This window comes from Streptomyces sp. NPDC028907, from assembly GCF_055564995.1.
The window spans coordinates 97,979-110,749 of sequence record NZ_JBVHVE010000009.1; the positions used below are offsets into that span (position 1 = coordinate 97,979).

Annotated in this window: 12 protein-coding genes; 6 read left to right on the plus strand and 6 right to left on the minus strand. The window is 69.8% G+C overall.

Annotated elements, in window-relative coordinates:
- Positions 1 to 327 precede the first annotated feature (327 nt).
- The 5 genes from ACZ4UU_RS26990 (at position 328) to ACZ4UU_RS27010 (ending at position 5,174) form a co-directional block, all read left to right on the plus strand.
- On the plus strand, positions 328 to 762 hold the full coding sequence (locus ACZ4UU_RS26990; RefSeq protein ID WP_471905938.1) for a hypothetical protein: 435 nt from the start codon (positions 328 to 330) through the stop codon (positions 760 to 762).
- Between the two features lie 56 nt (positions 763 to 818).
- Positions 819 to 2,054 (plus strand): CaiB/BaiF CoA transferase family protein, encoded by a 1,236-nt coding sequence (locus ACZ4UU_RS26995; RefSeq protein ID WP_471905939.1) that lies wholly within the window; start codon positions 819 to 821, stop codon positions 2,052 to 2,054.
- 89 nt (positions 2,055 to 2,143) lie between these two features.
- Positions 2,144 to 3,319, plus strand: coding sequence for an acyl-CoA dehydrogenase family protein (locus tag ACZ4UU_RS27000; protein ID WP_471905940.1), 1,176 nt, complete (start codon positions 2,144 to 2,146; stop codon positions 3,317 to 3,319).
- A 26-nt stretch (positions 3,320 to 3,345) separates the two neighbouring features.
- Positions 3,346 to 4,128, plus strand: coding sequence for an electron transfer flavoprotein subunit beta/FixA family protein (locus ACZ4UU_RS27005; protein ID WP_471905941.1), 783 nt, complete (start codon positions 3,346 to 3,348; stop codon positions 4,126 to 4,128).
- Between the two features lie 38 nt (positions 4,129 to 4,166).
- Complete coding sequence (locus ACZ4UU_RS27010; RefSeq protein ID WP_471905942.1) at positions 4,167 to 5,174, plus strand: electron transfer flavoprotein subunit alpha/FixB family protein; 1,008 nt, start codon at positions 4,167 to 4,169, stop codon at positions 5,172 to 5,174.
- A gap of 264 nt (positions 5,175 to 5,438) precedes the next feature.
- On the opposite strand, the gene ACZ4UU_RS27015 is transcribed toward ACZ4UU_RS27010, so the two are convergent.
- The 6 genes from ACZ4UU_RS27015 to eno all read right to left on the minus strand — a co-directional run bounded on the left by ACZ4UU_RS27015 (position 5,439) and on the right by eno (position 11,641).
- A complete protein-coding gene (locus tag ACZ4UU_RS27015) occupies positions 5,439 to 6,320 on the minus strand; it encodes a 3-hydroxybutyryl-CoA dehydrogenase (RefSeq protein ID WP_471905943.1) in 882 nt (293 codons plus the stop codon).
- A 219-nt stretch (positions 6,321 to 6,539) separates the two neighbouring features.
- Complete coding sequence (locus ACZ4UU_RS27020) at positions 6,540 to 7,469, minus strand: LysR substrate-binding domain-containing protein (RefSeq protein ID WP_471905944.1); 930 nt, start codon at positions 7,467 to 7,469, stop codon at positions 6,540 to 6,542.
- 63 nt (positions 7,470 to 7,532) lie between these two features.
- Positions 7,533 to 8,633, minus strand: coding sequence for an alcohol dehydrogenase catalytic domain-containing protein (locus tag ACZ4UU_RS27025; protein ID WP_471905945.1), 1,101 nt, complete (start codon positions 8,631 to 8,633; stop codon positions 7,533 to 7,535).
- 48 nt (positions 8,634 to 8,681) lie between these two features.
- Positions 8,682 to 9,233 carry a carboxymuconolactone decarboxylase family protein gene (locus ACZ4UU_RS27030; protein ID WP_471905946.1) on the minus strand — a complete coding sequence of 184 codons (552 nt, stop codon included), beginning with the start codon at positions 9,231 to 9,233 and terminating at the stop codon, positions 8,682 to 8,684.
- 32 nt (positions 9,234 to 9,265) lie between these two features.
- Positions 9,266 to 10,270, minus strand: coding sequence for a VOC family protein (locus ACZ4UU_RS27035; RefSeq protein WP_471905947.1), 1,005 nt, complete (start codon positions 10,268 to 10,270; stop codon positions 9,266 to 9,268).
- 60 nt (positions 10,271 to 10,330) lie between these two features.
- The gene (gene eno, locus ACZ4UU_RS27040) at positions 10,331 to 11,641 is read right to left on the minus strand and encodes a phosphopyruvate hydratase (RefSeq protein ID WP_471905948.1); all 1,311 of its coding nucleotides are present in this window, start codon (positions 11,639 to 11,641) and stop codon (positions 10,331 to 10,333) included.
- Positions 11,642 to 12,146: 505 nt separating this feature from the next.
- On the opposite strand from eno, the gene ACZ4UU_RS27045 reads away from it, so the two are divergent.
- On the plus strand, positions 12,147 to 12,713 hold the full coding sequence (locus tag ACZ4UU_RS27045; protein ID WP_471905949.1) for an NADPH-dependent FMN reductase: 567 nt from the start codon (positions 12,147 to 12,149) through the stop codon (positions 12,711 to 12,713).
- The last annotated feature ends 58 nt before the right edge of the window (positions 12,714 to 12,771 follow it).

Here is a 12,771-nt window from a genome sequence, read left to right on the forward strand (position 1 = left end):
GCCTGAAGCTCGTGTACCGCGCGCTGGAGTGTCGCGGCGAGCGTTCTGTCCTCGGTGCCGAGAGCCGTCACGGGGCTGGCCGCTCTCACGAGATTTCCCTCGTCTCCCATTGCCGCTCCAGAGGGGCCGATCCGCTCGTTCGAGGCTATACCGCAATGCCAGCGTAGCGCCGAGCACCCGCTCTGACCTCGGTGGATGAATCGCTTTCCACGCACAAAGATGCGCGGACCCGTCGTTGACCGGCCCTCCGCGGCAGGGCCAGGGTGAAGAGGACATCGGATTCCGATCACCTGTTTCCGGTCACCGAACTGCGTGCAGGAGGCCGCGATGCTCCAGACAGAGAGCCGCGAACACAACGAGATCAGGCGGGACGCCGAGGCGGCTGCCGCCGACACCACACCGACGATTGCGCAGCCCCTGCCGGCGATCCACCGTGACGTCTTCTTCCAGCGGTGCCTCTGGTGCGGCACTCCGGCCTACCGGCGGTCGTTCTGCCGGGCTTGCGGGGCCAGTGCGTTCAAACGGGAGCGCAGCACCGGTGCCGGGGTGCTCGTTCGCCGTATCGGCCAGGTTCCGCTCAACACGTGGTACGTCGCGATGGACGAGGGCTTCAACCTGCTCTGCCAGGTCACCAGGACGGAGCCGGTCGTGGTCGCGGTCGGGGCGAGGGTACGAGTCGTGCGGGCCGTGCCTCCCCTCGACCAGGGGCTTCCCCTCGTCGAACTCACCTACCGGGCAACGTCCTTGGACCGCGGGTGGTGACAGCACCCGGCCCGGCCGGAGTCACGGTCGGCCGGGACGATCAAAGAGGAGAGTGCGTGAGCAACCAGCACGACGTGCCGGACGGACGGGCCGACGATCCCGATGCGTCGGGAAGGGGTGCGCTGGACGGTCTGCGCATCGCTGACTTCTCCCGGGTTCTCGCCGGGCCCTACGCCACCATGCTCCTCGCCGACCTGGGCGCCGACGTGGTGAAGGTCGAACGGCCGGGCATCGGGGATGAGACCCGGGCCTGGCACCCGCCGGCGGACCACGACGGTACGTCGACCTACTTCCTGAGCGTCAACCGCAACAAGAGGTCGGTCGTCCTCGACCTGAACACGGAGGCCGGCCGCGCGCGGGCACGCGCCCTGGTCGCCGAGTCCGACGTGCTGGTGGAGAACTTCCGACCCGGCACGATGGAGCGGCTGGGCCTTGGCCACAAGGAACTCCGTGCGCTGCACCCGGAGCTGATCTACTGCTCGATCAGCGGTTTCGGCAGCGGCGCGGGCGCGGCGATCCCGGGATACGACCTGCTGGTGCAGGCCGTCGGCGGCCTGATGAGTGTGACCGGGGAGGCGCACGGGGAGCCGGTGAAGGCCGGCGTGGCCCTCGTCGACGTGATCACCGGACTGCATGCCTCGACCGGCATCCTGGCGGCCCTCCGGCACCGGGACGCCACCGGCGAGGGGCAGCTCGTCGAGGTGAATCTGCTCGGGTCGCTGCTCTCGGCCATGGTCAACCAGGCGTCGGCGTTCGCCGTCGCCGGGGTCGTCCCGGGGCGTATGGGTAACGCGCACCCGAGCATCGCCCCGTACGAGACCCTTCCCACCGCCGACCGACCGCTCGCCCTCGCGGTGGGCAACGACCGGCAGTTCGCGGCGCTCGCCGAGGCCGTCGCAGACCCCGGCCTCGCTCTCGACGACCGTTTCCGCACCAACGCCGACCGAGTCGCCCACCGCACCGAGCTCCGGGCCATCCTGACCCAGCGGCTCGGCGTCGCGGGCGCCGACCATTGGTCGACCGTCCTGCTGGCCGCCGGGGTGCCCGCCGGACCTGTCAACACGCTCGACGAGGCCTTCGCCTTCGCCCACAGGCTCGGCCTGCCCGGCATCGTCGACCTCCCCACCGCATCGGACGACGGGGAGGAAGGCAGGCCCTCCCGCCAGGTCGCGCACCCCATCGCGCTGAGCAGGACTCCCGCGCAGTACCGCCTGCCCCCGCCCGCCCTGGGCCGGCACACCGCGGAGATCTTCCACGGCTCGTCCGAGGGGTCCGGTGACACCTCCGCGTGACGTGGCGTACTCACCCGACCGCTCGTAGCGCCGGCACCGTGACCGAACCGACCACCCGATTTCCCATCCCTGATGACAAGGAGCTCCCTATGAACGGCAAGCCGCTGAAGGATCCCCTCGACCTGCTCGACATCGACTCCGTCCTCACCGACGAGGAGCGCGAGATCAAGGCCACCGTCGCCAAGTTCCTCGCCGACCGAGTGCGCCCGCACATCGGCGAGTGGTTCGAGAACGCCCACTTCGCCCGTGAACTCGCCCCTGAGCTCGGCAAGTTGGGCGTGCTCGGCATGCATCTGGAAGGCTACGGCTGCGCCGGTACCAATGCCGTCAGCTATGGTCTGGCCTGCCTGGAGCTGGAGGCGGCCGACTCCGGTTTCCGCAGCTTCGTCTCCGTGCAGGGCTCGCTGTCGATGTTCTCCATCTGGAAGTGGGGCTCCGAGGAGCAGAAGGAGGAGTGGCTGCCCCGGCTGGCCGCCGGTGAGGCGATCGGCTGCTTCGGCCTGACCGAGCCCGACTTCGGCAGCAATCCCGCCGGCATGCGCACCAGGGCCGTCCGTGACGGTGACGACTGGATCCTGAACGGCTCCAAGATGTGGATCACCAATGGCGGCATCGCCGATGTGGCCACCGTCTGGGCGCAGACCGAGGACGGCATCCGCGGCTTCCTCGTGCCGAGCGGCACCCCCGGCTTCACCACACAGGACATCAAGCAGAAGATGTCGCTGCGTGCGTCCGTCACCTCGGAGCTGTACTTCGACAACGTCCGGCTGCCGGACTCCGCAAGGCTGCCGCTCGCCGAGGGCCTGCGCGGCCCCCTGTCCTGCCTCAACGAGGCGCGCTTCGGCATCCTGTTCGGCGCGGTCGGCGCCGCCCGCGACTCGCTCCAGGCGGCCATCGACTACGCCGACTCCCGTGTGCAGTTCGACAAGCCGATCAGCGCCTTCCAGCTCACCCAGAAGAAGCTCGCCGACATGACCGTCTCCCTGGGCGGCGCCGCACTGCTCGCCCTGCACCTGGGCCGTCTGAAGGACCAGCACCGCATCCGGCCCGAGCAGATCAGCGTCGGCAAGCTGAACAACGTCCGGGAGGCGATCGCGATCGCGAGGGAGTGCCGCACCATCCTCGGCGCCGGCGGCATCTCCCTGGAGTACTCGCCGCTGCGCCACGCCAACAACCTGGAGTCCGTCCTCACCTACGAAGGCACTGGCGAGATGCACACCCTGGTCGTCGGTCAGGCGATCACCGGCTATCCGGCGTTCCGCTGACCACCGAAGCACGAAGGAAGACGACCGTGAACATCGTCGTACTCGTCAAGCAGGTCCCGGACACCGCCGCCGAACGCACCCTGTCCGAGGCCGACCACGCCCTTGACCGTGAGAACGCCGATCTCGTCCTGGACGAGATCAACGAGCGGGCCGCGGAGGAGGCCCTCAGGCTCAAGGAGGCGGTGGGCGCCGAGATCACCGTCGTGTCCATGGGGCCCGACACCGCGCTCGACGCCATCCGCAAGGTCCTGGCCATGGGCGCCGATCGAGGCATCCACATCTGTGACGACAGGCTTCAGGGCGCCGATGTCGTAACCACCGCGAAGGTGCTGGCGGCCGCCGTGCGGACGGTGGAGGACGTCGCCCTGGTGCTCGCGGGCAACGCGACGACCGACGGACAGGCGAGCGCGGTCCCCGCCGTCGTCGCGGACCTGCTCGGCCTGCCGCAGCTGACGCACGCGCGGGAGCTGACCGTGGATACGGGACGGGTGCGTGCGGAGCGCGAGACCGACAACGGTGAGGCCACGCTCGACGCACCGCTGCCCGCGCTCGTAAGCGTCACCGAGAAGATCAACGAACCGCGCTACCCCTCCTTCAAGGGGATCATGGCCGCCAAGAAGAAGCCGGTCGAAACGGTCGACCTCGACGACCTGTTCCCCGACGCGGACGGTGCCGGGTTCCTCCTGACCCGCACCCGTGTGTTGGAGGCCGTGCCGCGTCCGGCGCGGGCCGCCGGGATCCGGGTCATGGACGACGGCTCGGCGGGCCGGCAGCTCGTCGAATACCTGATCGCCCAGAAGCTCGTCTGAACCGCCCCTCCCCAGCAGCACGACAGAAGCAGGCACCCATGCCCGATGTCCTCGTCCTCGTCGACCACGACGGGGAACGCGTCCACAAGTCCACCTACGAACTCCTCGCCGCCGCAAGCCGGTTGGGCGACCCGGCCGCAGTCGTCGTCGGAAGCCCCGGCACTGCGGCACGCCTCAAGCCGTCCCTCGCCCGCCATGGCGCCACGATCGTCTACGCGGCCGAATCCGCCGAAGCGGACGAGTTTCTCGCCACGCCGGCCGTCGACGCCTTGGAACTCGCGGTGCGGTCGGCCTCCCCGGCCGCCGTTCTCGTCTCCGCGACGCCCGACGGCAAGGAGGTGGCCGGGCGACTCGCCGCGCGGGTGGACGGCGGGCTGCTTGTCGACGCGGTCGACGTGGACTCGTCCGGCGTGGCCACCCAGGTCGTCTTCGGCGGTGCGTACACCGTGCGCGCCCAGGTCACCCACGGTCTGCCGGTGATCGCGGTGCGGCCGGGCTCCATCGAGCCGGGGGAGCGGCCCGTGGAGCCCGGGATGCGGGAGCTCGCCCTGCCGCCGGTCGACCCTGCGGCGTCCGCCCGCGTCACCGCCCGTCGCGCAGTGGTCGCGGGTGACCGGCCGGAGCTCACCGAGGCGACCGTCGTCGTCTCCGGCGGGCGCGGTGTCGGCGGGGCGGACGGCTTCAGGGTGGTCGAGGACCTGGCCGACGCCCTGGGTGCAGCGGTGGGTGCCTCACGCGCCGCGGTCGATGCCGGCTACTACCCGCACCAGTTCCAGGTGGGGCAGACCGGCAAGTCGGTCGCCCCGCAGCTGTACATCGCCCTGGGCATCTCAGGGGCCATCCAGCACCTCGCAGGGATGCAGACCTCCAAGACGATCATCGCGGTCAACAAGGACCCCGAGGCGCCGATCCTCGACCTCGCCGACTACGCAGTGGTGGGCGACCTGTTCGCCGTGGCCCCCCGGCTGACCCAGGAAGTGGCCGCCCGCCGGGCGTGCGGCAGTTCGTCAGGATCGGGCCGGGCCGTTTCCGGGATCAGTTCGTGATCGACCGCACTTCTGAGCTGGAGGAGGAGATCGTGGCCTCCCGGCTCGCCGAACTCCGTACGAACATCGAGGCCACCTTGCGTGGCATCAAGGCGCTTGCCGAACAAGCCGACTGAGCGCTCGGCCGACGCCGGGGACTACGACGCGGAAGCTCCCGACACCTGTCACAGACACAGAGGTGTCGGGAGCTTTCGCGTCGGCCGCCGAACAGTCACGGCCGGCTCAGCGATGAAACAGCGTGAGCTGGGCAGCTCCTGACGTGCCTCAGGCCGCCCGGTAGTCGGCCGCCCGGTACTCGAAGAACCCCTGCCCCGACTTACGGCCCAGCAGTCCCGATTCGACCATGCGGCGCAGCAGCGGGGGAGGGGCGTACAGCGGTTCCCGGTACTCCTCGTAGAGTGCCTCGCCGATCGCCGCCACGGTGTCCAGCCCGATGAGGTCGGCCAGGCGCAGCGGGCCCATGGGGTGAGCGCAGCCGGCGGTCATCCCCGTGTCGATGTCCTCCGCGGTCGCCGTGCCGGAGCCGACCATGCGTACGGCCGCCAACAGGTAGGGAACCAGCAGGGAGTTCACCACGAAACCGGCCCGGTCCTGCGCGACGATCGTCTGCTTGCCCAGGATCTCGCTCGCGAAGGCGCGCACACGCAGTTCCGTTGCCTTCGAGGTGTGCAGAGAGGGGACGACCTCGACGAGCGGCATAACGGGAACCGGGTTGAAGAAGTGCAGGCCGACCACCGCTTCCGGGCGCCCGGCCGCGGCGCCGAGCCGCGCGATGGGGATCGACGAAGTATTGCTCGCCAGCACGGAAGCCGGGTCCGTGACCACCTCGCCCAGTTGCCGGAACAGCGCCGTCTTGGCCCGCTCGTCCTCGACGGCCGCCTCGATGACCAGGTCGGCCCCGCACAGGCGGGAGAGGTCGTCGGTGACCGAGATCCCGGCAAGGGCGTGTGCGCGGTCCTCGGGCGCGATGGCGCCGCGCAGCTCCGCCTTCAGCAGGGAGTCCGCCACGCCCGTCAGACCGGCCCGGGCCCTGTCCTCGGTCACGTCGCACAACGTGACGTGCAGTCCTGCCCGGGCGCACACCTCGGTGATGCCCCGGCCCATCTGCCCCGCGCCTACGACGCCCACGTGTTTGATCGATGTCATGTGCTGTTCGCCTGCCTCTGCGTCGGGCGGCCGTCGACCGACGCCGCCGCGGTGGGTGCTGCCGCGTTGAGCGTAGGCCGGAAAACAGCCTCTGACCTGCTTGAACAGTGCGGAATCCGCGTACAAACCTGCGTCGGTTCGAGGCTGACCGGAGCAGGTGACGGACGGCATGCTGACGAGGCGTCAGGCTCGCGCCGGACGCCTGCCGCGGTCGGTGCTTCAGGTGGTGGCCGTGGCGGCGGCGGCTTCCCGGAGGCGGCGGATCACTCCGCGCACCGCGGGCGAGGCCTCCCCCTTGCGATAGGCGCCGACCAGCCGGGTCGTCAGCGCCACGTCCGCCAGCGGCCGGTACGCCACTCCCGGGATCCGTACGCGGCGCAGCGAATCGGGGACGAGGGCCACCGCGAGACCGCCGCCCACCAGCGTCAACGCCGCGATGAAGTCCCGCACCGGGGGAGCGCATCGCGGGCTGAAGCCCCCTTGCTCCGCCACTTCGAGGATCTGGTCACGGCAGCCGTACTCCTCGTCGAAGTGCGGGGCCACGAAGCACTCGTCGCGCAGCCGCGCCGCCGGTACCGCCTCGTACGCCGCCAGTGGCGCGGCGGCCGGCAGCGCGAGAACCACCTGCTCGGTGAGCAGACAGGTGGTCGCGACCTCTGGTGGGTACTCCGGTCGCCAGCGCAGGAAGCCGACGTCGATGTCCCCGCAGGACAGAGCCTCCAGCTGGGCCGGTGTCTCCAGCTCGCGGACCTGCACGGTGAGTTCGGTGCCGGGGGCCGCGCAGCGGGTCAGGACGTCGGTCAGTACGCCGGAGAAGGCGGCCGAGGCGACGTACGCGATCTGGGCGTGCCCCAGTTCCCCGCGCCCGGCACGCCGGCCCACCGCCTCGGCCCGTGCGGCCTGTGCGAGGGTGAGCCGCGCCTCTTCGAGGAAGAGGCGCCCGGCGCTGGTCAGGGAGGGCCGGGTGCGCCGTCCGCGGTCGACGAGCCGTACGCCCAGGTGTGACTCCAGGGCTCTGATCTGGGCGCTGAGCGCCGACGGTGCGAGATGCAGCCGGTCCGAGGCCCGCGCGAAGTGCAGTTCCTCCGCGACGACGACGAACGACTCCAGCCAGCGCAGTTCCATCGTCTCCTCCGTCTGCTGGGACACCCCGCGGCGGCGTCAGGGCAGAACAGGGCCGCCGCGGGGTGGGTGTGGGGTGGATCGGCGGGTTCAGGGGATCACGACGTAGTTGCCGAATCCGCCGTCGAGGTCGGCGGCGCGTCCCGAGATCGCCTCGTTGACCTCGGCCAGCGGGAAGGGCTTGGTGATCAGATACGACAGGTCCAGCGTCCCGGTCGCCACCATGTCGGCGACCTCCTGGCCCTGTGCGGTGGTGAACCAGTTGGAGCCGATCAGCTGGACCTGCTCGTCCATGAGCCACTTCACGTCAACGGGCAGCCGGTCGGCCACGCCGCCGACGTTGACCACCCTGCCGCCGCGGCGCACGCCCTGCATGGAGTCCAGCATCGTCTCCACCGGGGCTTTGGCACCGAGCGCGCTGATGACGAAGTCCGCCCCCTCGCCGCCGGTGCGGGACTTCGCCCACTCACCGGTGGACCCTTCGCCCAGCCGCATGACCTCGATCCGGTCCGGGGCCAACTCCTTGACACGCTTGAGGAGTTCCTCGTTGCGACCCGTGCCGAGGACCCGGGAGACACCGGAAGCCAGCGCGAGGAGCGTGGAGGCGACGCCGAGGGTGCCGGTGATCCCGTCGATCAGCGCGACCTGGCCGGGACCGGCCGCGGCGTGCTTGAGGGCTCCGTAGGAGGTGCCGATGTAGCCGAGCTTGCCGGCCTGCTCGAACGTCATGTTGTCGGGGATGTTGACGATCGAGTACTGCGGCGCCGTCATGTATTCGGCGAACCCGCCGTAGGGGTAGAGGTCGAAGATGCGCTGGCCGTCGCGTGACGTGCTGAAGTAGCCGTTCAGGGTGAAGTAGCGGCACCGGCTGAGCTCACCGCCCCGGCACACCTGGCAACTGCCGCAGGATCGCAACGGGCTCACGTAGACCCGGTCGCCGGGCTTGGTGTTGAGCACCGCCTCGCCGACCGCCTCGACCACGCCCGCCGGATCCAGACCGAAGATCGCGGGGAGCTCGGGCAGCGGCTGGTGCGGGTACCAGGTGGGCCAGTTGTTGATCACATTCGCCATGTTCGGCACGATTCCGCATGCCTTCACCCGCACCAGCACGTCGGTCGGCCGCGGCGCGGGCACGTCGATCGTGTCCACCGACATCGGCTCACCGAGTCGGTGCAGTCGAGCAGCGAGCATTTTCGCCATTGAAATACTCCTGAATTTATGGCCGTACGGTGCCGATGGCTACGAATTGATGAACGGGTTCGGGTAGTTGTCCTCAAGGTCGATGTCCAGCAGCCCCATGATGCGGACGCCGGAGTTGTACCAGGCGATGGACAACGACAGTTCGACCATCTGCCGGTCCGTCAGGTGGCGGGCGGCCTCGCGCCATGTCTCCTCGGAGACGTCGACCTGGAGCGTGGACTCCTGGGCGAGGCGCATGACCGCCTTCTCCGTTTCGTCGAACAGGTCGGACGCCTCGAAGTCGGCCACCGCCGCGAGCTGCTGCTCGGTGAGCCCGGCCCCCAGCCCGTGTGACTGGTGGTGCGCGACCTCGTACACGGACCGGGTGGCGTGACCCACGGTCAGGATCGCCAGCTCGCGCAACTTCGGACTGAGATCGGCGGCCCGCAGCGAGTTGGCGTAGGTGAGGAAGGCGTCCAGCTGGGTGGGCGCATTGGTGAGGGCGAGGAAGATGTTCGCCGTCGGTACCTTGCGTTCGGTCTCCAGCCGGTCGTACAGCGGCTTCAGCGACTCGTCCGCGTCCTCGCGGCTCAGATAGGGAACTCGTGCCATGACGTCTCCTTGGGGACGGGGTGAACGGAAGGTCAGGGGAGGGGCTGCTCGAGCAGGAACCGCTCCAGCGACATCGGCTTCGGCGGCTCGGCCGGCGGGATCCGCGGCGCGCCGACGAAGGGCGACGCCTCGAAGTACCACTTCTCCAGGGCCGGGAGGCCCCAGCGCGCGTTGGTGCTCAGCGATGCCGCGTCCCAGCGCACCGGCTCGATCTCGGTGTCGATCGTCTGGTAGTGACTGTTGAAGACCTCCACCCGGTGGCCGTCGGGGTCGCGGAGGTAGGCGAAGAGCATCCCGCCCGGACCGTGCCGTCCCGGGCCCCGCTCCACGCCGTCGCCGTAGCCGAGGATGCCCGCCCAGTCGCAGGCGCTGAAGATGTCACGGCTCTCGGAGACGGTGTAGGCGAAGTGGTGCAGGGCGGGCCCGGTGTTCTCGACGATCGCGAGGTCCAGGCAGGTGCCCTTGCGGTACATGAACGCGCCGAGCAGTTTGTCCCCGTGCTCCAGGTACTCCGAGTTGCGAAAGCCCAGCTCGCTGTAGAAGGCGCACAGCTCGTAGGTGTCGGGCGCGAAGATCTGGTAGTGGTCCAGCCGCTGTCCGTGGGCGCCCCGGTACTGCGCGAAGTCGATGTGCAGCCGTGGCCGGGTCTCCATGTGTGCGCACAGTTCGAGCGGCGTACCGATGGGGTCGCTCACATGCAGAGTGCGGCCCTGGTACGGGGCGTCGACCCACTCGGCGGGCAGGCCGCGCTCCCGGAACCAGGCGTATGCGAGGTCGAGGTCCTCGTCGAAGAACACCCGGAAGCCCATCCTCCGGCAGGTGCCCGCATTCTCCTCGTCGAGCTCCAGGACGAGGCTGTGGTGGCAGGCTTCGGCCAGGCCGCGAAGGTAGCAGGTGCGCTCGTCCTCGTCGCTGACGACGAGACCCAGCGCTTTCACGTAGAAGTTCCGGCTCTCGGCCAGGTCGGCGACGGTGAGCCGGACATGGCTGGAGCGGGTGATATTGAAACTCGGGCGCAGATTGACGGGTGGCAGCATGCTGGTCTCCGTGCTCCGATCGGCTCTCTATTTCGGTGACTTTAATACTTCGAGGTGGATTTACGGCTTGGTCGCGGAAGGCCCGGATTCGGGGAAAGTGAGGGCGGACCATCCGCTGAATTCCGCCGATCCACCGAGGGACTCCTCGATGCGCAGCACCTCGTTCCACTTGGCCATCCGCTCGGAGCGGGTGAACGAGCCGACCTTCAGCTGACCCGCGTCCCAACCGACGCTCAGGTGGGCAATGGTGATGTCCTCGGTCTCACCGGACCGGGCCGAGACGATGGTGCCGAAGCCGGCGTCCTTCCCGGTGCGCAGGGCCTGGAACGCCTCTGTGATCGTGCCGGCCTGGTTCGGCTTGACGAGGACGGCGTTCGCCGCCCCGCTGGTGGCCGCCGCCGCCACCCGCTTGGCGTTCGTGACCAGGTAGTCGTCGCCGATCACCTGACAGCGGTGCCCGTGACGCCGGGTGAACTCCACCATGCCGTCGGTGTCGTCCTCGCCCACCGGGTCCTCGACGGACAGGATCGGGTACTGCTCGATCCAGTCGCCCAGCATGTCGATCAGTGCCGCGGTGTCCAGCGTGCGGTCGTCCAGGGCCAGCCGGTACCGCCCTCCGGTGCCGAACTGCGAGGCCGCGACGTCCAGCGAGATGCCGACCTGGGTCGAGGGGGCGAAGCCCGCCGCCTCGATGGCCCGGGTCAGCGTCTCCAGCGCTTCCTCGTTGGAGTCGAACGCCGGCCAGAAGCCGCCCTCGTCGGCCACACCCTGGGCCTTCCCGGCCCGGCGCATCAGACTTCCCGCCGCCCGGTAGATCTCAGCGGTCCAGTCCAGGGCCTCGGAGAAACTGCCGGCCGCTGGGCACATCACCATGAAGTCCTGGACGTCGACGCGGCGGTCCGCGTGGGCGCCGCCGCCGAAGATCTGGATCTCCGGCAGCGGTATGCGGACCGGCCGGCCGCCCGCCAGGTGCCGCCACAGCGGGACGCCCGCAGACGCGGCGGCGGCGTGCAGGACAGCCATGGACGTGGCCACGATCGCGTTGCCGCCGAGACGGCCGCGGTCAGGGGTTCCGTCGAGGTGCACCAGGAGCCGGTCGACGGCCTCCTGGTCGGTCGCGTCGCGGCCCAGGAGGGCGGGCGCGATCTCCCGGTTCACCGAGCCGACCGCGCGGTGCACGTCGAGTCCGCCGAAACGGCTGCCGCCGTCGCGCAGGTCGAGGGCCTCGCCCTGCCCCGTCGACGCGCCCGCCGGTGCGATGGCCCGGCCGATCGCGCCGTCCGCGACATGGACCTCGACCTCCACGGTCGGTCGCCCGCGTGAGTCCCACACCCTGCGGCCGTGGAGCTTGGCGATCCGCGTGTCTGTCATGGCGGTGCAACCTTTCGGAGTTCGGGCGATCGGGGAGCCGCGCGGCGCCCGCGCCTGTCACCAGGGGAGGGGTGTCCCCCACAGCAGGAGGCGTACGGACGGTCCGCCGTGAACCGGAGCGGCGTCAGGTCGAGGGGCCGGTGCCCGAAGGGCGGCGGCGACCTGGGCGCGCGTGACATGGAGAGAGCCAGACACTCTCGTCCGTTGCGGCTCCCACAGTGCTAACGATAGCGCAATCGTGCGAGGGGATGGTGGTCCTGTCAAGGGGGAGCAGAGGGCTCCGGCTCCGGGTTGAGTTGCCTGTTTCGGCTCTTCTTGGTGTGCCGGAGCGCGAGTGCTATCGTTCGCACAATCCATAGCGCCACCTATGGCGCTATGGCAGGCACTCCGGCGAGCCCGTGCTTCCCTGGACGGACGGACAGCACAGGCAGCGTGGGTTCGCCGGGCCCGATCGCGGCCGACCGGAAAGCGAACCGACATGACACCCGAGCCCCCTGTGGCACCCATGACCCTCACGACAGTTGTGGCCAGCACTCGCCCTGGGCGCGTGGGCCGGTCCGTCGCGGACTGGTTCACCGCCCGGGTCGCGGAGCACGAGCAGTTCGAATCGCATCTGGTCGACCTGCGCGAACTCGCCCTCCCGTTCTTCGACGAGCCGAATCCGCCCGCTCAGCAGAGGTACACGAAGAGCCACACCCGAGCATGGAGCCGGATCGTCGACGCGTCGGACGCGTTCGTGTTCGTCACCCCCGAGTACAACGGAGGCTTCCCTGCCCCCCTGAAGAACGCGTGGGACTTTCTCGTCGTGGAGTGGCAGCACAAGCCGGCCGCGTTCGTCAGCTACGGGGGCGTCTCGGCGGGCACCCGCGCGGTGCAGATGGCGAAGCAGGTCGTGGCGAATCTGAGGATGCTTCCGATCGCTCCGACCGTGAGCATCCCGTTCGTCAACGAGCGCGTCGAGGACGGCGCCTTCCGGCCCGGCAAGATCCATGAGGCCGCGGCCGAGCAGATGCTCGACGAGCTCGTGCGCACCGCGGCCGTCATGCGTCGGCTGCGCGGTGAAACGTACTGACCCGGTAGCCCCGTGGCGGGAACGTGAAGGCGCCCGGAGCGTATGGCTCCGGGCGCCT